We start from the raw sequence: 18804 nt of genomic DNA on the forward strand, positions 1-18804 counted from the left end.
ATCATCGAAGCGAGGAGACCATGAGTAATCGCTACTCGATCTTCAGCCTGATCCGCAACGGGCTGAGTCACAATGAAAACTGGGGAAGGGCATGGCATAGCCCCGAACCCAAGCGGGAATACGATGTTGTCGTGATCGGCGCAGGCGGGCATGGCCTGGCCACCGCCTACTATCTGGCCAAAGTGCATGGCATCCACAATGTCGCCGTGCTGGAGAAAGGCTGGCTGGGTGGCGGCAATACCGCGCGCAATACCACGATCGTGCGTTCGAACTATCTCTGGGACGAGTCGGCCCAGCTCTATGAAAAGGCGATGCAGCTCTGGGAGGGCCTGTCGCAGGATCTGAACTATAACGTCATGTTCAGCCAGCGCGGCGTCATGAACCTGGCCCACACTCTGCAGGAAGTGCGCGACACCCAGCGGCGCATCAATGCCAACCGCTACAACGGGGTCGATGGCGAGTGGCTGACGCCGGCGCAGGTCCAGGAAATCGTCCCCAACATCAATCTGAACAGCCGCTATCCCGTGCTGGGCGGTTCGTTCCAGCGGCGCGGCGGCGTGGCCCGCCATGACGCCGTGGCCTGGGGCTTCGCCCGCGCCGCTGACCGGCTGGGTGTGCACATCATCCAGAATTGCCCGGTGACCAATATCCGGAAGAAAAATGGTGTCATCGAAGGCGTGGACACGGGCAAGGGATTCATCAAGGCCAAGAAAGTCGCCGTGGTGGTAGCCGGCCATTCCAGCGTATTGGCCGACATGGCGGGCATCCGCCTGCCTATCGAGAGTCATCCTCTGCAGGCACTGGTTTCCGAGCCGGTCAAGCCCTGCGTCCACACCGTCATCATGTCCAATGCCGTGCATGCCTACATCAGCCAGTCCGACAAGGGCGACCTGGTGATCGGCGCCGGCATCGACCAGTATCTGGGTTATGGCCAGCGTGGCAGCTTCCAGAGCATCGAGCACACGCTGCAGGCCATCGTCGAGATGTTCCCGTCCCTGAGCCGCGTGCGCATGAACCGCCAGTGGGGGGGCATCGTGGATGTGTCGCCCGACGCGTGCCCGATCATCACCAAGACCGGGATCAAGGGGCTGTATTTCAACTGCGGATGGGGAACCGGCGGCTTCAAGGCCACTCCTGGATCGGGTTGGGTCTTTGCGCACACGGTCGCGCACGACGAGCCGCACCCGCTGAACAAGGCCTTCTCCGTCGACCGCTTCTATAGCGGCCATCTGATCGACGAACACGGCGCCGCCGCCGTGGCCCACTGAAGGAGAGACATCATGCTGCAGATCAAATGCCCCTGGTGCGGGGAACGCGCCGAAAGCGAATTCAGTTATGGGGGGGAGGCCGGCATTGTGCGCCCCGTGGACAACGCTTCGATGGATGATCGTGAATGGGGCGATTACGTATTCATGCGCCGCAACACTTTCGGGCTGTTTCGCGAGCAGTGGGTCCACACCCACGGTTGCCGCCGCTGGTTCATAGCCGAGCGCGATACGCGGACCTATGACATCCGGGGCTACGAGACCTTCGCTGATCAGAGTCACGAAACCGCAGAACCGATCCGGGAGGCCGTATGAATCAGGATAGCCGCTTGCCCCAGGGTGGCCGTGTGCGGCGCGGCGCGCCGGTGCGCTTCACGTTCAATGGCAAGGCCTATACCGGCCTGCAAGGAGACACGCTGGCGTCGGCCCTGCTGGCCAATGGCGTGCATTTTGTGGCACGCAGTTTCAAGTACCACCGCCCGCGCGGCATCATGACCGCCGGAGTCGAAGAGCCCAATGCGCTGGTGCAGCTGGAAAGCGGCGCGTATACGGTGCCCAACGCGCGTGCGACCGAGGTCGAACTCTATGAGGGCTTGCGCGCGACCAGTGTCAACGCCAAGCCGGACATCGAGCATGACCGCATGGCGATCATGCAGCGCTTTGCACGCTTCATCCCGGCGGGGTTCTATTACAAGACCTTCATGTGGCCGCGCAGCTGGTGGGGCAAATACGAGGAACGGATCCGTGACGCCGCAGGCCTGGGCTCGGTGCCCGACACTCAGGATCCTGATCGCTACGAGAAGCGCTATGCGCACTGCGATGTGCTGGTCGTGGGGGCCGGGCCGGCGGGGCTGGCGGCTGCCTGCGCGGCAGGCCGCACCGGTGCCCGGGTCATTCTGGTGGATGATGCTGGCGAGGCGGGGGGCAGCCTGTTGCGCGCCCAGGAAGTCATCGACGACAAACCCGCGCTGGATTGGGTAGCCGAACGCATGGCGGAATTGGCTGCCCAGCCGGAAACACAGGTGCTGCAGCGCACCACCGCGTTTGGCTACCAGGATCACAATCTGGTCACCGCCTGCGAGCGGCTGCACGACCATCTGCCGATCATGCAGCGCAGTGGCGTACGCGAACGCATCTGGAAAATCCGGGCCCGGCATGTGGTGCTGGCGACCGGCGCCCATGAACGGCCGCTGGTATTCGGCAACAACGATATCCCGGGCGTGATGCTGGCCGGTGCCGTATCCGCTTACATTCACCGCTACGGCGTGCTGCCAGGCCGCCGTGCCGTCGTGTTCACCAACAACGACAGCGCCTATCAGTGCGCGGTCGATCTCAAACGTCATGGCGCGGATGTCACCATCGTCGATCCGCGGGTGCTCAGCAGCGGTACCCTGCCGGCCGAGGCCGAACGGCTGGGAATTCCGGTGGTGCACCAGGCCGTCGTAGCCGAGGCGCGCGGCGGCAAGCACGTGACTGGTGTGCGCCTGCGGGGCCATGGCGCCAGTCTGCGCGATGGCGTCGATACGCTGTCCTGCGATCTGCTGGCGACATCCGGTGGCTGGAATCCCGTCATCCACCTGTATGCCCAGTCGCGCGGCAAGCCGCGCTGGTGTGATGAGCGTGCCTGTTTCGTGCCGGATGCGTCCGCCCAGCCGCAAAGCAGTGCGGGTGCCGCCAACGGCGATTTCAGTCTGCAGGCGGCGCTGGATGGCGGCGCGCGTGCGGGCCTGCAGGCGGCCGAAGGCGCTCCAGCCGCCCGGCCCGCGGATCTTCCCGTGTGGTCTGCCAGGCCGGTCGAGGTTGCGCCTTTGCTGCCGCTGTGGGCTGTCGGCAAGGGCAAGCAGGCCACCCGTGGTCCGAAGCAGTTCATCGATTACCAGAACGATGTCTCGGTATCCGACATCCTGCTGGCGGTCAGCGAGGGCTACCACTCGGTCGAGCACGTCAAGCGCTATACGGCCATGGGCTTCGGTACCGACCAGGGCAAGCTGGGCAACATCAACGGCATGGGGGTGCTGGCTGAAGCCTTGAAGCAAAGCATTCCGGCAACCGGGACCACGACATTCCGTCCCAACTACACGCCGGTCAGCTTCGGCGCCGTGGCTGGACGCGAACTGGGCGATTGGTTCGATCCGATCCGCCGTACCTGCCTGCACGACTGGAATCTGGAACAAGGCGCCATCTTCGAGGATGTGGGCAACTGGAAGCGCGCCCATTACTACCCAAAACCGGGTGAAGACATGCACGCGGCGGTGCAGCGCGAATGCCTGGCCGTGCGCAACAGCGTCGGCCTCCTGGATTACAGCACCCTGGGCAAGATCGACGTGCGCGGCCCGGATGCGGTCGAGTTCCTCAATCGCCTGTACATCAATTCCTGGACCAAGCTGCAGCCTGGGCGCTGCCGTTACGGCCTGCTGCTTGATGAGAACGGCATGGTCATGGACGATGGCGTGAGCATCCGTCTGGCTGAGGATCATTTCCTGCTGACCACTACCACCAGCGGCGCGGCCCGCATCATGAGCTGGATGGAGCGCTGGCTGCAGACTGAATGGCCGGATCTGCGGGTCTATCTGACCTCGGTGACGGACCAGTATGCCGTGGCGACCGTGGCTGGTCCCCATGCCCGCAAGGTGCTTTCCGCCGTCTGCAAGGACATCGATTTCAGCAATGAGGCCTTCCCTTTCATGAGTTTCCAGGAAGGCACCATCGATGGCGTGTTTGCCCGTGTCCTGCGCGTGAGCTTTTCCGGCGAGCTATCCTACGAAGTCTATATGCCGGCCAATATGGGCCGCCACGTTGTCGAGCGGCTGATGACGGCTGGCCAGCCCCACGGCATCACGCCCTACGGCACCGAGACCATGCACGTCCTGCGCGGCGAAAAAGGCTACATCATCGTCGGTCAGGACACCGACGGTTCGGTCACTCCGATGGATCTGGGCATGGGCGGTATGCTGGCAAAAAACAAGGACTGCCTGGGCAAGAGATCTCTGGCGCGCAGCCACACCAGCGGTCCTGGGCGCAAGCAGTTCGTTGGTTTGCTGGCCAATGATCCCGCCTGCGTGTTGCCGGAAGGCGGCCAGATTCTGCTGGGTCCGACCCAGGCGGCCATCGCTCCGATGTTCGGTCACGTGACTTCCAGCTATATGAGTCCGATCCTGGGCCGATCCATTGCGCTCGCCCTGCTCAAGGATGGCCATGAGCGGATGGGTGAAGAAGTCACAGTAGCCACGGCCGATGGTCGATTCATGCCGGCGCGCGTCTGCAGCCCGGTGTTCTACGATCCCGAAGGAGCCCGTCAAAATGTTGAATGAAAACAAACAGCAGAGCCCGCTGACGGGACTGCACACGGACTTTGGTCTGCCACTGTTGCATGGTGACTCCAATCGAGTGTCCCTGAGCGAGCAATCTCTGGTCAGTCTGGCCAATCTGCGTGTCGATCCTTCCAATTCAACCATTCTGGGAACCGTCCAGGCGTGTCTGGGGCTGGAATTGCCCCTGGTACCCAACACAGTGGCCCATGATGGGGACATTACGGCCTTGTGGCTGGCGCCTGACGAGTGGCTGCTGCGCGCCGGCGCAGGTGTCGATCTGGTATCCCGGGTCGAACATGCGCTGGCAGGTCACTGGTTTGCGATCACGGACCAGAGCAGCGGCTATTCCGCCGTTCAGTTGCATGGGCCGGGGGCGCGCAATGTGTTGAACGCGGGCTGTCCGCTGGATCTGCACCCCCGGGCCTTACCGCTTGGCCGTTGCGCTCAGTCGCATTTTTTCAAGGCCAGCGTGCTGCTGCGCCCGCTGGAGGATACGGGCGATGCCTGGGAACTGATCGTGCGACGCAGTTTCGCCGATTACGCGGTGCGCATGCTGCTGGATGCGATGGAGGGCTGAGCACCGATTCGCAAGGCGGCATGGTCGCCCGCAAGGGCGGTCACGGCGCCTACCCGCGCCGCAGTTCGAAGGATGGGAACAGCGCCGCCAGCGCGTCGCTGACCCCTGCGCCCGGCCAGTCCCGCAAGGACTGGCCGTGTGCATTCAGGATCTCGTCGGCGCAGCCTTGGGTGCGGAACACTTGTACGGCGTAACGGCGCACACCGTATTGAGCCAGCGCGCGGCCCAGTGCCACCAGCTCCTGCGCATCGATCAGATCGGGATGGACGGTGGTGCGGCATTCGAAATCGACGCCGCTGTCCAGCACGGCCTGCAGGCTGGCGCGTGCGGGGTGGCCGCTGCCGGTGACGCCGGTGATGCGGGCGTAGTCATCGAAACCCGCCTTGATGTCCAGGCCGACCCAGTCCACCAGCGGCAGCACCTGGGCCAGGCGGCGCGGGTGCGTGCCCCCGGTGTGCAGGCCGATCTTGTAGCCCAGCTCGCGCGCCTGCCGGATGGCGGCGCCCAGGCCCGGGTCCATCGTGGGCTCGCCGCCGCTGAAGACCACGCCGTCGATCAACCCGACGCGGCGGCGCAAGAATGCCAGGACGTCATCGTTCCAGTCCAGCGGACTGTCGGCGGTGCGTGGCTGCAGGTGCGGGTTGTGGCAGTAACCGCAACGCCAGGGGCAGCCTTGCACGAAGAGAACGGTTGCCAGCAGGCCGGGGTAGTCTGTGGCGGTGAAGGGCACCAGCCCGCCGACCTTCAGGTGCGCGGGCGGCCGTCCCGGCGCGATGCGCGGGACGGAGGCGGCCGCCGTCGAGGCGTGGGACGCGGTGGCGGCGCGCATGGGATTACACCGCCTGCCGGGCAGGCGCCTGGCCGGCAGGCCGTTCGACGAAGAAGCGGCGTTCGTGGAACTCGCCTTTCTTGCCGATGTTGAAGGATGACATAGGGCGGTGGTAGCCCATGACGCGTGTCCAGATCTCGCAAGGCTGGCGTTCGGCGTCGTTCAGGGTGATGGATGTGTTGGGCATGATGTGCTCCTGAGAGGCTGAGAAAACCGGGCCGTGGCCCGGACGGAAAAAAAGAGGGGGGCGGTCAGACCGGAGACATGCGCCCGGCCCGCCGGCGTCGTTCAGGCGACGCGGGCCGCCGGGGCGGGGGCCGCGCTGGCGTCGGACGCCGTCGTCCCGGCGTGCTTGCGGGCGAGCAGTTCGTCGTCGCAATGCGGGCAGAATTCGTGTTTGCCCGGCAGGTAGCCGTGCCTGGGGCAGATGGAAAACGTCGGCGTGATCGTGATGTAGGGCAGCGAGAAACGGCTGAGCGTGCGGCGCACCAGTTCGCGGCAGGCGTCGGCCGAGGACAGCGGCTCGGTCATGTACAGGTGCAGCACGGTGCCACCGGTGTATTTGCGTTGCAGTTCGTCCTGGCGCTCCAGGGCTTCGAAGGGGTCGTCGGTGAAGCCTACCGGCAACTGGGACGAGTTGGTGTAGTAGGGCATGTCCGGCGTGCCGGCCTGCAGAATGCCGGGCCAGCGGGCGCGGTCCTCCTTGGCGAAACGGTAGGTCGTGCCCTCGGCCGGGGTGGCTTCCAGGTTATACATGTGGCCGGTGGCCTCCTGGAATTCGATCATGCGGGCGCGCACGTGATCCAGCAGGCGCACGGCAAAAGCGTGGCCCCAGGGGCTGGTCAGGTCGTGCTCGTCGGCGGTGAAGTTGCGGATCATTTCATTGATGCCGTTGACGCCCAGCGTGGAGAAGTGGTTGCGCAGGGTGCCCAGGTAGCGGCGCGTATAGGGGAACAGGCCATTGTCCATGTGTTCCTGGATCACGCGGCGCTTGATCTCCAGGCTGTCGCGGCCCAGTTCCAGCAGTTCGTCCAGGCGGGCCATCAGGCCGGCCTCGTCGCCGGCATGCAGGTGGCCCAGGCGCGCGCAGTTGATCGTCACCACCCCCAGTGAGCCGGTCTGCTCGGCCGAACCGAACAGGCCGTTGCCGCGCTTGAGCAGCTCGCGCAGGTCGAGCTGCAGGCGGCAGCACATGGAGCGGATCATGTTCGGCTTGAGTTCCGAGTTGATGAAGTTCTGGAAGTAGGGCAGGCCGTACTTGGCGGTCATCTCGAACAGGCGTTCGGCGTTGGGGCTGTGCCAGTCGAAGTCGGGCGTGATGTTGTAGGTGGGGATGGGAAAGGTAAACGCGCGCCCGCGCGCGTCGCCGGCCATCATGACCTCGATGTAGGCGCGGTTGATCATGTCCATTTCGGCCTGCAGCTCGCCGTAGGTGAAGGACATTTCCGCCCCGCCGATCACCGGGACCTGGTCGCGCAGGTCTTCGGGGCAGACCCAGTCGAAAGTCAGGTTGGTGAACGGCGTCTGGGTGCCCCAGCGCGAGGGGACGTTCAGGTTGAAGATCAGTTCCTGGATGAACTGGCGCACTTCGGCGTAGGACAGGGCATCCTTGCGGACGAAGGGCGCCATGTAGGTGTCGAAGGAGCTGAAGGCCTGGGCGCCGGCCCATTCGTTCTGCAGCGTGCCCAGGAAATTGACGATCTGGCCCACGGCGCTGGACATGTGGCGCGGCGGCCCGGATTCGATCTTGCCCGGCACCCCGTTCAGGCCTTCGTTCAACAGGGTGCGAAGCGACCAGCCGGCGCAGTAGCCCGAGAGCATGTCCAGGTCGTGGATGTGCAGGTCGCCCTGGCGGTGCGCCTGGCCGACGGTCTCGGGGTAGACGTGGCTGAGCCAGTAGTTGGCGATCAGCTTGCCCGAGGTGTTCAGGATCAGGCCGCCCAGCGAATACCCCTGGTTGGCGTTGGCGTTGACGCGCCAGTCCTGCTGGCGCAGGTATTCGTCGATGGAGCGGATCACGTCCACGTGCGGGACGGGGCGGGCGGCCCGGGCGTGGGCCGCACTCTGGATCGGGGTGGGGTTCATCCTGGATATCTCTATATATTGTGTACAGACGAATCGTAAACACAATATATGGTGGTATCAAGGCATCCGGCGTCTTTTTTTGATAGGCTTGATGAAAGTCAAGAACAGCCGGCCCGGGCGCGGGGCCGTGCGCGCGCCCGGGCCGGGCATGCTCCGCCCGGGGGCCGGGTCGTTCAGGTCCTCCTGCGGGTCCCGCCGCCGAGCGCCGCCTTCGACAGCCGGTCCAGCAGCAGCGCCACCGCCACGATCGCCAGGCCCGCGCGCAGCCCCAGGCCCATCTCCATGCGCGTCAGGCCGCGGGTGACCTCGGCGCCCAGGCCGCCCGAGCCGACCAGGCCGGCCAGCACCACCATCGCCAGCGACAGCAGGATGCACTGGTTCAGGCCCACCAGCAGCGTGGGCATGGCGGCCGGGACCTCGATCTTGAACAGCACGGTGCGCGGCGGCGCGCCCAGCGCCTGGCCGAGTTCCAGCAGGTCCCTGGGGATCTGATCGAACGCCAGCGTGGTCAGCCGCAGCATCGGCGGGATGCCGTAGACGATGGTGGCGATGATGGCCGGGACGCTGCCCAGGCTGAAGAGGATCACGGCCGGGATCAGGTACACCCAGGGCGGCACGGTCTGCATGATGTCCAGGATGGGACGCAGCACGGCCGCGAGGCGCGGGTGGCGGGACGCCAGCACGCCCAGCGGGAAGGCGATCGCCACCGACAGGGCGACGGCGACCGAGACCAGGGTGATCGTCTGCATGGCTTCCTGCCACAGGCCCACGCCCCAGCAGAAGCCCAGCGCCAGGGCCGTGACGGCGGCCGGCCGCCGGCCCAGGGTCCACAGGGCCAGTCCCGCGGCCGCGAGGATCAGGCCCCAGGGCGGCAGGATCAGCAGCAGCGCCGTGGCGCCGTCCAGGACGGCCTGGATGACGTCGCTGATGAAGGCGAAGAGCGGATGCCAGTGGGTGTTCAGCCAGTCCACCGCCGGGGTCAGGAAGGCGCCGGGCGAGAAGTGGGTCGGGGTCGGGTTCATGCCTTTCTCCTCCTGGAGCCGGAGCGGCCGGCGCTCTGGCTGAGCCGGTCCAGGATCATGGTCAGAATGACGATGGCGATGGCCGCGTCGATGGACTTGGCGATGTCGAGCTTGCGGATCGCGTCGTAGATGGTCTGGCCCAGTCCGCCCGACCCGACGATGCCGGCGATGACGACCATGCCGAAGGCCATCATCAGGCTCTGGTTGATGCCGGCCATGATGCTGGGCAGGGCGAAGGGCAGCCGGATCTTGGCGAACATCTGCCAGCGGGTCATGCCGGTGGCCATGCCCAGTTCGATGTATTCGACGGGCGCCATCCGCATGCCCAGCGCGGCCAGGCGGAAGGCCGGCGGGACCGCGACGACCAGGGTGGAGACCAGCGCGGTCGCGGGCCCGTAGCCCAGCAGCGCGATCCCGGGCAGCAGGTAGATGTACGGCGGCAGGGTCTGCAGCAGGTCCAGCACGGGGGTGGCCAGGCGGTCCAGCGCCGGGACGTAGCCGCTCAGGATGCCGGCCGGAATGGCGATTGCCAGGGCCAGCAGCGTGGCGGCGATCACCAGGGCCAGCGTGCCGATGGTCTCGGGCCAGAGATTCATCAGCTCGCAGACCGCCAGGGCGGCGGCGGCCAGGGCGCCGAAGCGCCAGCCGACCAGGCGCCAGCCCAGCAGGCCGATGGCGAGCGCCACGACGTAGGACGGCGCCAGGCCCAGCAGCCACAGGATGGCGCCGTAGAAGCCTTCCAGGCCGCCCTGGATCGCGGCGAAGACCTGGCTGGAGCTGTCCGTCAGGTGGGCCAGGGCCTCGTCCATCCAGCCGTCGAACGCGGCGATGGGATCGGTATCGTTCATGGTGTGAACCCTCCTGGTCCGGCGTCAGTGCGCCGCGGGGCGGCCGGCCTGGTCGCCCTGGATGCCCCTGAGCAGGTCGCGGGGCGATACGACGCCGACGGGGCCGCCGTCGTCCATGATCGCAACCGATTCCAGGCCGGTCCGGGTGGACAGGGCGATCAGTTCGGCGATGTCGGCTTCGGCCGCGGCGCGCGGCAGCGCGTCGAGGGCGACGTCCGGGTGCGCGGCGCGGAACTCGGCGACCGTGCCCATGATCGAGCGGGCCTTGACCAGATTCAGGCGCGAGATGCCGGCCACGAATTCCGCCACGTAGTCGTCGGCCGGATTGCGGACGATTTCCTCGGCGGTCCCGACCTGGATCAGGACGCCGTCCTTCATGATGGCGATGCGGTCGCCGATGCGGATCGCCTCGTCCAGGTCGTGCGTGATGAAGGCGGCCGATTTGCCCAGCTGCTTGGTCAGCGTGCGGAATTCGTCCTGCAGTTGGCGCCGGATCAGCGGGTCGAGCGCGCTGAACGGCTCGTCCATCAGGATGATCTCGGGGTCGGCCGCGATGGCGCGCGCCAGCCCGACGCGCTGCTGCATGCCGCCGGACAGCTCGTCGGGGTAGTGGTTCTGCCAGTCGGCCAGGCCCACCTTTTCCAGCGCCTCGGCCGCGATCCGGTTGCGTTCTTCCTTCGCCACCCCCTGGACCTCCAGCCCGAAGGCGGTGTTCTCCAGCACGGTGCGGTGGGGCAGCAGGGCCACGCTCTGGAACACCATGCCGATGTGGTGGGCGCGCATGTCGCGCAAGGCGGCCGCGTCCAGGGTGGCCAGGTCCTTGCCCTTGACCAGTACGCGGCCCTGGGTGGGCGCGATGAGCCGGTTGAGCAGGCGGATCAGCGTCGATTTGCCGCTGCCCGACAGGCCCATGATGCAGAAGATCTCGCCGCGCCTGACCTGCAGGCTCACGCCCGAGACGCCGACCATGCAGCCGAATTTCTGCAGGATGTCCCGTTTGGACAGGCCCTGTCCGGTGATCGCCTTCATCGCTTCGGGCGCTTTTTCGCCGAATATCTTCCAGACCGACTGGCAGTCGACCAGGATTTCATCGGCCTGGGTGTGGGGTGTCGTCATGCGATGCTCCGGGTGCGCGGATGGCGCGCACGTGGGGGGTCTTTCATCCCTGTTCCCGGGCCCGTTTCCGCCGGACGGCGGCGGGGCCCGGGCGCGGTCGTCTCAGTACTTCTTCATGTTTTCCCAGCGCTTGACGCGGTCGGCGTTTTTGGCGATCCAGGCATCGCTCGCCTGCTGCACCGTCTGGCCGTCGTTCATGCCGACGTTGATCTCGGCGATGGCGCTCAGGGGAATGTAGATGCCCGCCAGCGCCTCGCGCGCGCCCGGATGTTCCTGGGCGAAGCCCTTCTTGCCGATCCAGTAGTAGCCCTGCGGCCCGGGGAAGACTTCCTTGGGATCCTTGAGGAATTTCATGTCGTACTTCATCATCATCCAGGTCGGATCCCACAGCGTCACGGCGATCCATTCCTTGCGGTCGACCGCGGATTTCAGCGCCGCGGTCATGCCGGCCGTGCTGCCGTCGATCAGCTTGTACTTCAGGTCGTAGGCCTTGACGGCCTTGGCGGCGTCGCTCATCAGCCCCGAGCCGGGCTCGATGCCGACGATCTTGCCGCCGAACCGGTCGACGTGCTCGTTGAGCTGTTCCATGGAATCGATCGTCACGTATTTCGGCACGGCGACCGCCTGGTACAGCCCGAAGGAGACGGGCGAGAGCTTTTCCAGCCGGTTCTTGTTGCGGTTCCAGTAGTCCTGGCCGGCGTAGTTGATCTGCGAGGCCATGATCTGCACGTCGCCCTTGACCAGCGCGGCGTAGGCGATGCCCCATTCGGAGAACTCGGTCACCTTGACCTCGTAGCCCGCGTCCTCCAGCACGTGCTTGGTGACGTAGGTGATGGGGGTCAGGTCTTCCCATGACATCGTCCCCATGGTGATGGTCTCCTTGGCCGCGTGGGCGGTGGAGGCCATGGCGCCGGCCATCGCGGCGGCGCAGAGCAGTTTCCTGAAAATGTTCATGTCGTGTCTCCTGGTTTCATTATGGTAGGGTCGGTTTGCTGCGGTTGGCTGCGGTTTGCTGCGACTTGCCGCGGTTTGCTTCGGCTTGCCGCGGTGTCCTGCGATTGCTGCGGTTTGCCTCGGCTTGCCGCGGTATCCGGGGCGCAGGCCGCCCCGGTGTGCGTCGCCGGGAGTTCAGCCCTCCCGGCCGGCGCGCAATTGATGCCATCGGATGACGGAATGGATGCCCAGCCAGGCGATGGGTTCGGGCGGCAGGCGCGCCGGCGGCGGCTGCCGCCGGAATTGCCGCAGGGATTCGCTGTCGGTGCCGGTGGCCAGCTCCGCGGCCATCATCCCGGCCAGGGTGCTCTTGACCGTGCCCAGGCCGTTCTCGCAGCAGGCGGAATAGAGCCCGGGCTCGATTTCCCCGAAGGCGGGCACGTGGTTCGTGCTCAGGCACAGCGCCCCCGCCCAGCTGAATTCCATCGGGACGCTCTTCAGCGCGGGAAAGCGCTCGTCGAAGGAGCGCCGTTCCTGGGCGGCGATCCGCGCCACCTGCCGTTCGGAGACCCGGATGTCCGGGTTGTAGGTGAAGTGCGTCCGCACCACGATGCGCGATTGCCCGCCGTGGCTGATCTTGCGCAGCGTGGCGCCCATGGGGTCGGCGGGCAGCAGGGCCCAGCGCTCGGCGCCGGCGCCGCCCGGGAATGCGGCCGTCATGGAGGCGTAGGTGTAGACGTGGATCAGGCGGCGGCGGAAATGCCCGAAGCTCTCGACGTGGCCGTTGACGGCCAGGATGACCCGCGGCGCCTGCACGCTGCCCCGCGTCGAGACTGCTTCCCAGACCGCGCCCTTGCGGCCGAGCGAGAGCACGGGCGAGTTCTCGAACAGGTCCACTTCGCCCGCCAGGCCCGCGGCCAGGCGGCGGATGTAGTCGGCCGGCTGGATCATCACCGCGCCCGGCGTGCGCACGCCCCCCAGGTAGTAGTCGGAGCCGGTGATCTCGCGCATCTGCGCGGCGTCCAGGGTTTCGCTGGGCTCGCCGATCTGCCGCAGCGAGCGGGCGAAATCGCGGTTCAGCCTCAGCCCCCGCTCCGTGGCGGCGGCGTTGATCTTGCCCGAGGGATCGAAGGTCGTGGCGGGCATGCCGTATTCTTCCGCGATCCCGGCGGCGAAGGCGATGGCCATGCGGTTCTGGCTGATTTCCAGCAGGCTGGAGGCCGCGCCGCCGACGGAATAATTGCCCGACGTCAGGTTGTGGGGCACGTCGATCATGAAGCCGGAATTGCGCCCGGCCGCGCCGATGGCGACCTCCTGCGCGTCGAGCACGACGATCCTGTCCTGGGGGCGCAGCTGGCGCAGCCGCCGCGCCGCCGACAGGCCGCCGAAGCCGGCGCCGACGATCAGCCAGTCGGCCGACTGGCCGCCCTCCAGGGCGCGCGCCGGGAACCGTCGGGGCGCCAGGGCCTCCCAGCCCGAGACGCCGGTCTCGACCGGCTGGCGGCGGATGGTGCGGGCGCTCATCGCGCGGCCTCCGCGGGCGCCGAGGTGTCGATCCAGATGGTCTTCAGCTCGGTGTACTGGTCGTGCGCCCAGATCGACTTGTCGCGGCCGCCGAAGCCGGATTCCTTGTGGCCGCCGAAGGGCGTGGTGACGTCCCCTTCGCCGAAGCAGTTCACCGTCACGATGCCGGCGCGGATGGCGCGCGCCAGCCGGATGGCGTGGCGCAGGCTGCCGGTGTGGACGGAGGCCGCCAGGCCGTAGTGCGTGTCGTTGGCCAGGGCGATGGCCTCCTCGATCGTGTCGAAGGTCGTCACGGCCAGGACCGGCCCGAAGATTTCCTCGCGGAACAGGGGGCTGTCGCGGCCGACGTCGACGATCACGGTGGGCTCGATGTAGATGCCGCCGTGCGCGGCCCCGCCCGCCGCCACCGCCAGCGACTCCGCCCGGGCCCGCGCCAGGAACGACTGCACCTTCTCGAAGTGCGCCGGGCTGACCAGGGCGCCCATGCGGTTCGCGGGGTCCAGCGGATCGCCCATCTTCCATTCGCGCATGGCGCGCAGGACGCGCCGCAGCAGTTCGTCCTTGATGGACGCATGGACGATCAGGCGCGAGGTGGCCGAGCAGTTCTCGCCCATGTTCCAGAACGCGCCGTTGACGACGTGTTCCGCGACGCGGTCCAGGTCCTCGGCGTCGGCGAGCACGACGGCGGGGTTCTTGCCGCCGCATTCCAGCACGACGCGCTTGAGGTTGGAATCGGCGGCGTAGCGCAGGAAGCGGCGGCCGGTGGCGGTCGAGCCGGTGAAGCTGACCATGGCGATGTCCGGATGCAGGCCGATGGGCGCGCCCGCGTCCTGGCCGCTGCCGGTCACGACGTTGAAGACGCCGGGCGGGATGCCCGCCCGGCTGGCGAGTTCCGCCACGCGCAGGGTGGTCATGGAGGTCTGCTCCGCCGGCTTGACGATGACCGAGCAGCCGGCCGCGAGGGCGGGACCGATCTTCCAGGCCAGCATCAGCAGGGGGAAATTCCACGGCAGGACCAGGCCGACCACGCCGATGGGCTCGCGCGCGACGAGGGCCAGGGCGTCCGCGCCCACCGGCGCCGTGTGGTCGTAGATCTTGTCGATCAGCTCGGCGTGCCAGCGGATCGTGCGCAGGGTTTCGGGCAGATCCACGGCATGGCATTCGCCCACCGGCTTGCCGCTGTCCAGGCTTTCCAGGACGGCCAGCTCGTGCCAGTGCGCTTCCATCAGGACGGCCAGCGCCAGCAGGACGGCCTTGCGCTCGGCCGGCGCGCGCAGGCGCCAGCGGCCGTCCTCGAAGGCTTCCCGGGCCGCGGCGGCGGCCAGGTCCACGTCGGTGGCGTCGCAGGCCGCCAGGTGGGCGAGGACCGCGCCGGTCGCCGGATTGACCGTGGGAAAGGTGCGGCCGCAGACCGCGGGCCGGTAGCGGCCGTCGATGTAGGCCTCGCGGGGAAAATCCAGCGTCCCGGCGAGCCGCGCGTATTCGGCGGCGGTCAGAGCATCAGGCATGGCCGGCTCCCGCGACGATGGCGGCGATCTCGCGCCGGAGTTCGGCGACGATGGCCTGGAAGCGGGCCTTTTCCGCTTCGTCCAGGGGCTGCAGCGGCGCGCGCGCCGGGCCGGCCGCCAGCCCGTTCAGTTCGCAGCCGTATTTGATCGACTGCACGAACTTGCCCGCGTCCAGGAAGTTCATGAAGGGCATCATGGCCCCCATGATCCTGCGGCCCCTGGCGAAGTCGTTGTCCAGCACGCAGGCCCGGTACAGGGCCAGGTGCTCGCGCGCCAGGAAGTTGGAGCCGGCGCAGACCCAGCTGCGCGCGCCCCAGGCGAAGAATTCCAGCGCCTGGTCGTCCCAGCCGCAGGACATCTCGATCTGCGGGAATTCCCCGGCCAGCAGGTGGACGCGGTTGATGTCGCCCGAGCTTTCCTTGATCGCCACGACGTTCTTCGAGCGCGTGACGCGGTTCAGGTAGTCGCGGCCCATGTGCACGCCCATGCGGCCCGGGTAGTTGTAGAGCATGATGGGCAGGCCCGCGGCCCGGTCGATCGCCAGCGCATGGTCGGCATTTTCCGCTTCCAGGGGCAGGGCGTAGGGCGGCGAGCCCACCAGGATCGCGTCCGCGCCCAGGGCGCGGGCGGCCTGGGCGTATTCGATGGATTCCTCGGTGCGCGTGGCGCCCGTGCCGACCACCAGCGGCACGCGGGTGCCGATGACTTCCTTGGCGTAGGCGGCCAGGTCGATCCGCTCCCGGCCCGTCTGCGCGTAGTACTCGCCGGTGGAGCCGGCGACGACGATGCCGTGCACGCCGGCCTCGATCAGGGATTCGAGCAGTTCGGCGAACGCCGCCTTGTCGATCCGGCCGTCGGCCTCGTGGGGGGTGATGGCGGGGGTGTAGATGCCTTCAAACATGCGGTTGCTCCTAGGTCGACAGGGTTTCCGCACGTTCGTGCGGCAGATGCGGATCGAGCCCGGCGGGCGTGATGAACATTTCCATGTTCTGGCGCGACAGTTCCCAGTGCTCGAAGGTGATGCGGACGATGGCGTCCTCGTCGTGCGCCGCGAGGGCGTCGATGAACTGGTCGTGGTGCCCGGCGGCCAGCCGCTGGCGTTCGGCCATGTCTCCGTCGTGCGACAGGTAGAACGTATGGCCGATGCGGGCGTGGTCCACCAGCAGGCGGTTCAGGCTGGCCTGCAGATAGATGTTCCCCGACATCTCGCCCATGATTTCGTGGAAGCGGTTGTTCTTCAGGACCAGGGCGGCCATGTCGCCCGATTCCCCGGCCTGGCGGAACTGCTCCTGCGTGTCCCGCAGCAGGGCGAGCTGGGCCGGCTTGAAATGGCGCGCCGCCAGGCGGCCGGTCGCGGCGTAGATCATCGGGGCGGCCAGGAAGAAATGCCGCAGCGTGGCGTGGTTCATGGGCGCGACGCGCGCGCCGGCGTTTTCGCGGATGTAGGCGTAGCCCTCGCCGCTCAGGCGGCGGAAGACCTCGCGCACGGGGGTGCGCGACAGGCCGTAGCGGCGGCACAGATCGAGCTCGTCCAGGTCTTCGTCGGGACCCAGCTGCAGCGTGAGGATCTGGTGCTTGAGGTCTTCGTAGAGCCTGGCTTTGCGATTGCCCTTGCCTGGCGTCGCCGCGGATCCGGGCTCCCGGGAACGGGAATTCTCCATGGCTTGTCTCGTTCGTATTTATTGTGTATTCAATTTGTATTTTATTATAGTTAAAAAAGAATTCTGGTCAAATACATTTTTTGAGGTGTGCGGGCGCGCGGCCGCGGACCTCGATGGATGCGGCAAGGGAAGGGCGGAGAGGGACGGCCGGAGACGGAAGCCGTAGCCAAGCCGGGCGAGCCGGAGATGCGGCGAGCGCGGGGCCGGGAAGGACGGAGGGGATGGCCCGATGCGGGAAGCGGATCAGGCCGGACGGACTCGATGCGCGGGGAGTAGGAGGGCCGGGAAAGCGGCGGAAGGCGGCCCGATGCGGGCGACGGCCCGGGCCGGGCGGATCAGAGAGACTGCGGCGGTTCGGGCTTCAGGCCCGGCGGCATGATGAACAGTTCCATGTGCTCGCGCGAGAGTTCCATGTGCTCGTAGGACAGACGCGCGATGGTGTCCTCGTCGCGCGCGACGAGCGCGTCGATGAACTGGTCGTGATGGTCGATGGACGCCTGGCGGCGCCGGGCCGTGTCCTCGTCGTGCGGCTGGTAGAAGGTGCGGCCGATGCGCGCGTGATCGATCAGCAGGCGGTTCAGGCTGGTCTGCAGGTACACGTTGCCGGACATCTCGCCCATGATCTCGTGAAAGCGGTTGTTCTTCAGGACCATCGCCTGGATGTCGCCAGCCTGGGCCGCCTGGCGCAGCTGCGCCTGCGTCTCCTTCAGCTCGGCCAGCTGGCGGGCGGTGAAATGGCGCGCCGCCAATCGGCCCACCGCCGCGTAGATCATCGGCGCCACCAGGAAGAAGTGCCGCAGCGTCGAATGGTTCATCGGCGAGACGCGCGCGCCGCGGTTCTCGCGGATGTCCACGTAGCCTTCGCCGCTCAGGCGGCGGAAGACCTCGCGCACGGGGGTGCGCGACAGGCCGTAGCGTTCGCAGAGCGCGACTTCGTCCAGATCCTCGTCCGGGCCCAGCTCCATCGTCAGGATCTGGTGCTTGAGGTCTTCAAACAGCTGCGCCTTGGCGCTCTTCGCGGATTTCGCCTGGGTCATGTCGGGTATCCGGCGGCCGGTGGCGGCGGCTGCCGCCCGGGCGCGCATCCGGAGGTATGCGATGAATATCGGGCGTCATTGTAAGCCGGACTTCCGTGCGGGCTCTCCGGCCGGGCTCGCCGCGCCCGGACCGGGCAAGATCCTGACACACATGCGCCCGTTCCGCGCCTGTTCGGGCGTGGGCAAACCCGCTATCGTGTGACGCATGGGCATGGATTCGATGGAGGAACGGAAATGCGCTGGTTCGGATGGCTGCTGGCGGCCTGGACGGGGATCGTCCCGGCCGGCGTCCTGGCGGCGGGGGTGGCGACCGTGCAGGCGGGCGACCGGACCCTGACGGTGTCCTTCGACGGGACGGACGCGCGGGTCGATGTCTCGGGCGTGGACCAGGGCTATCTGCTGATGCGCGGCGGCAAGCTGTATTCCGTCCTGCAGGCGGGCGGCCGGCCGCTGGTCATGGAAGGCGACGCCGCGGCCCGGCTGCTCGGGGCCCGCGCCCTGCAGGTGGCGCCCGACATGATCCGCACGCTGAGCCGGATCGAGCCGACCGGCGCGCGCAAGACGGTGGCCGGCCGGGTGGGCGCCGTCTACGCCGTGTCCTACCGCGACGAGCAGGGGCGCGCGCGTTCCGGACAGGGCGTCCTGGGCGGCCAGCCCGAGGTGCGGGAATTGACCCGCGCCCTGGGGCGGATGGCCGTCCTGCTGCAGACCTCCGCCGGGCAGTCGCCCGACGGCGCGCGGCAGGTGCTGGATGCGCTGGAAGCCCGCAACCTGGGCCTGCTGGCCTACGAAAACCAGTTCCGCGTGGAGCGGCTGGCGGCCACGGCGCCCGCGCCGGGCAGCCTGGAGCTGCCGGCGCAGCCGGCGCAACTGCCGCCGGAACTGGGCCAGTTGCTGCAGGGGCTGCGCCGGCCGTGACCGGACCCGCGGAATGACGAAAGCCACCCATCGCGGGTGGCTTTTTTGCGGTGCTTCATGCCGGATGCCGGGCGCATCGTGGCGTTTCATGCGGGGCGGCGCGCAGGCATGGAAAAGGCCGCCCTTCGGGGCGGCCTGCGGCCTGGTGTTTGTGGCCTGCGCACCGGATG

General features: G+C 67.4%; 17 protein-coding genes. 5 read left to right on the forward strand and 12 right to left on the reverse strand.

Annotation, left to right across the window (positions count from 1 at the left end):
- Window positions 1–20 precede the first annotated feature (20 nt).
- Genes BN940_RS07600 through BN940_RS18440 form a run of 4 tightly spaced genes read left to right on the forward strand, consistent with a single transcriptional unit; the run spans window position 21 to window position 5153 of the window.
- Complete coding sequence (locus tag BN940_RS07600; RefSeq protein ID WP_043681722.1) at window positions 21–1268, forward strand: sarcosine oxidase subunit beta family protein; 1248 nt, start codon at window positions 21–23, stop codon at window positions 1266–1268.
- 12 nt (window positions 1269–1280) lie between these two features.
- On the forward strand, window positions 1281–1580 hold the full coding sequence (locus tag BN940_RS07605) for a sarcosine oxidase subunit delta (protein WP_043681726.1): 300 nt from the start codon (window positions 1281–1283) through the stop codon (window positions 1578–1580).
- Window positions 1577–4576, forward strand: a complete 3000-nt coding sequence (locus BN940_RS07610) for a sarcosine oxidase subunit alpha family protein (protein WP_043681729.1) — start codon at window positions 1577–1579, stop codon at window positions 4574–4576. The genes BN940_RS07605 and BN940_RS07610 overlap by 4 nt, the downstream gene beginning before the upstream one ends.
- Window positions 4566–5153, forward strand: coding sequence for a sarcosine oxidase subunit gamma (locus BN940_RS18440; protein ID WP_043681732.1), 588 nt, complete (start codon window positions 4566–4568; stop codon window positions 5151–5153). The genes BN940_RS07610 and BN940_RS18440 overlap by 11 nt, the downstream gene beginning before the upstream one ends.
- Window positions 5154–5202: 49 nt before the next feature.
- On the opposite strand, the gene BN940_RS07620 is transcribed toward BN940_RS18440, so the two are convergent.
- From BN940_RS07620 to BN940_RS07675, 12 genes are all read right to left on the reverse strand, one after another.
- A complete protein-coding gene (locus BN940_RS07620; protein WP_084330572.1) occupies window positions 5203–5982 on the reverse strand; it encodes an anaerobic ribonucleoside-triphosphate reductase activating protein in 780 nt (259 codons plus the stop codon).
- A gap of 4 nt (window positions 5983–5986) precedes the next feature.
- Window positions 5987–6169, reverse strand: a complete 183-nt coding sequence (gene nrdD / locus BN940_RS07625) for an anaerobic ribonucleoside-triphosphate reductase (protein WP_043681735.1) — start codon at window positions 6167–6169, stop codon at window positions 5987–5989.
- Window positions 6170–6270: 101 nt separating this feature from the next.
- A complete protein-coding gene (locus tag BN940_RS07630; protein ID WP_052355689.1) occupies window positions 6271–8067 on the reverse strand; it encodes a ribonucleoside triphosphate reductase in 1797 nt (598 codons plus the stop codon).
- Between the two features lie 173 nt (window positions 8068–8240).
- Window positions 8241–9089 carry an ABC transporter permease gene (locus tag BN940_RS07635; protein ID WP_043681737.1) on the reverse strand — a complete coding sequence of 283 codons (849 nt, stop codon included), beginning with the start codon at window positions 9087–9089 and terminating at the stop codon, window positions 8241–8243.
- The gene (locus BN940_RS07640; protein WP_043681740.1) at window positions 9086–9937 is read right to left on the reverse strand and encodes an ABC transporter permease; all 852 of its coding nucleotides are present in this window, start codon (window positions 9935–9937) and stop codon (window positions 9086–9088) included. The genes BN940_RS07635 and BN940_RS07640 overlap by 4 nt, the downstream gene beginning before the upstream one ends.
- Before the next feature lie 24 nt (window positions 9938–9961).
- On the reverse strand, window positions 9962–11053 hold the full coding sequence (locus BN940_RS07645) for a quaternary amine ABC transporter ATP-binding protein (protein WP_043681743.1): 1092 nt from the start codon (window positions 11051–11053) through the stop codon (window positions 9962–9964).
- A gap of 102 nt (window positions 11054–11155) precedes the next feature.
- Window positions 11156–12007, reverse strand: a complete 852-nt coding sequence (locus BN940_RS07650; RefSeq protein WP_043681746.1) for a glycine betaine ABC transporter substrate-binding protein — start codon at window positions 12005–12007, stop codon at window positions 11156–11158.
- A gap of 174 nt (window positions 12008–12181) precedes the next feature.
- Window positions 12182–13510 (reverse strand): NAD(P)/FAD-dependent oxidoreductase, encoded by a 1329-nt coding sequence (locus BN940_RS07655; protein ID WP_043681748.1) that lies wholly within the window; start codon window positions 13508–13510, stop codon window positions 12182–12184.
- Window positions 13507–15018 carry an aldehyde dehydrogenase gene (locus tag BN940_RS07660; protein WP_043681751.1) on the reverse strand — a complete coding sequence of 504 codons (1512 nt, stop codon included), beginning with the start codon at window positions 15016–15018 and terminating at the stop codon, window positions 13507–13509. Before BN940_RS07660 ends, BN940_RS07655 begins: the two co-directional genes overlap by 4 nt.
- Window positions 15011–15919, reverse strand: coding sequence for a dihydrodipicolinate synthase family protein (locus tag BN940_RS07665; RefSeq protein ID WP_043681754.1), 909 nt, complete (start codon window positions 15917–15919; stop codon window positions 15011–15013). Before BN940_RS07665 ends, BN940_RS07660 begins: the two co-directional genes overlap by 8 nt.
- A 10-nt stretch (window positions 15920–15929) precedes the next feature.
- The gene (locus BN940_RS07670) at window positions 15930–16679 is read right to left on the reverse strand and encodes a GntR family transcriptional regulator (RefSeq protein WP_052355690.1); all 750 of its coding nucleotides are present in this window, start codon (window positions 16677–16679) and stop codon (window positions 15930–15932) included.
- A gap of 335 nt (window positions 16680–17014) precedes the next feature.
- The gene (locus BN940_RS07675) at window positions 17015–17716 is read right to left on the reverse strand and encodes a GntR family transcriptional regulator (RefSeq protein ID WP_043681757.1); all 702 of its coding nucleotides are present in this window, start codon (window positions 17714–17716) and stop codon (window positions 17015–17017) included.
- 234 nt (window positions 17717–17950) lie between these two features.
- On the opposite strand from BN940_RS07675, the gene BN940_RS07680 reads away from it, so the two are divergent.
- Window positions 17951–18634 (forward strand): hypothetical protein, encoded by a 684-nt coding sequence (locus BN940_RS07680; protein WP_043681760.1) that lies wholly within the window; start codon window positions 17951–17953, stop codon window positions 18632–18634.
- Window positions 18635–18804: the final 170 nt, after the last annotated feature.

The sequence above is a fragment of the Castellaniella defragrans 65Phen genome, from assembly GCF_000612685.1.
Classification (GTDB): domain Bacteria; phylum Pseudomonadota; class Gammaproteobacteria; order Burkholderiales; family Burkholderiaceae_B; genus Castellaniella; species Castellaniella defragrans.

What these genes read in the sequence shown, in the direction of transcription:
- BN940_RS07600 (WP_043681722.1), top strand. Translation starts at nt 21, where the DNA reads ATGAGTAATCGCTACTCGATCTTCAGCCTGATCCGCAACGGGCTGAGT.
- BN940_RS07605 (WP_043681726.1), top strand. Translation starts at nt 1,281, where the DNA reads ATGCTGCAGATCAAATGCCCCTGGTGCGGGGAACGCGCCGAAAGCGAA.
- BN940_RS07610 (WP_043681729.1), top strand. Translation starts at nt 1,577, where the DNA reads ATGAATCAGGATAGCCGCTTGCCCCAGGGTGGCCGTGTGCGGCGCGGC.
- BN940_RS18440 (WP_043681732.1), top strand. Translation starts at nt 4,566, where the DNA reads ATGTTGAATGAAAACAAACAGCAGAGCCCGCTGACGGGACTGCACACG.
- BN940_RS07620 (WP_084330572.1), bottom strand. Translation starts at nt 5,982, where the DNA reads ATGCGCGCCGCCACCGCGTCCCACGCCTCGACGGCGGCCGCCTCCGTC.
- nrdD (WP_043681735.1), bottom strand. Translation starts at nt 6,169, where the DNA reads ATGCCCAACACATCCATCACCCTGAACGACGCCGAACGCCAGCCTTGC.
- BN940_RS07630 (WP_052355689.1), bottom strand. Translation starts at nt 8,067, where the DNA reads ATGAACCCCACCCCGATCCAGAGTGCGGCCCACGCCCGGGCCGCCCGC.
- BN940_RS07635 (WP_043681737.1), bottom strand. Translation starts at nt 9,089, where the DNA reads ATGAACCCGACCCCGACCCACTTCTCGCCCGGCGCCTTCCTGACCCCG.
- BN940_RS07640 (WP_043681740.1), bottom strand. Translation starts at nt 9,937, where the DNA reads ATGAACGATACCGATCCCATCGCCGCGTTCGACGGCTGGATGGACGAG.
- BN940_RS07645 (WP_043681743.1), bottom strand. Translation starts at nt 11,053, where the DNA reads ATGACGACACCCCACACCCAGGCCGATGAAATCCTGGTCGACTGCCAG.
- BN940_RS07650 (WP_043681746.1), bottom strand. Translation starts at nt 12,007, where the DNA reads ATGAACATTTTCAGGAAACTGCTCTGCGCCGCCGCGATGGCCGGCGCC.
- BN940_RS07655 (WP_043681748.1), bottom strand. Translation starts at nt 13,510, where the DNA reads ATGAGCGCCCGCACCATCCGCCGCCAGCCGGTCGAGACCGGCGTCTCG.
- BN940_RS07660 (WP_043681751.1), bottom strand. Translation starts at nt 15,018, where the DNA reads ATGCCTGATGCTCTGACCGCCGCCGAATACGCGCGGCTCGCCGGGACG.
- BN940_RS07665 (WP_043681754.1), bottom strand. Translation starts at nt 15,919, where the DNA reads ATGTTTGAAGGCATCTACACCCCCGCCATCACCCCCCACGAGGCCGAC.
- BN940_RS07670 (WP_052355690.1), bottom strand. Translation starts at nt 16,679, where the DNA reads ATGGAGAATTCCCGTTCCCGGGAGCCCGGATCCGCGGCGACGCCAGGC.
- BN940_RS07675 (WP_043681757.1), bottom strand. Translation starts at nt 17,716, where the DNA reads ATGACCCAGGCGAAATCCGCGAAGAGCGCCAAGGCGCAGCTGTTTGAA.
- BN940_RS07680 (WP_043681760.1), top strand. Translation starts at nt 17,951, where the DNA reads ATGCGCTGGTTCGGATGGCTGCTGGCGGCCTGGACGGGGATCGTCCCG.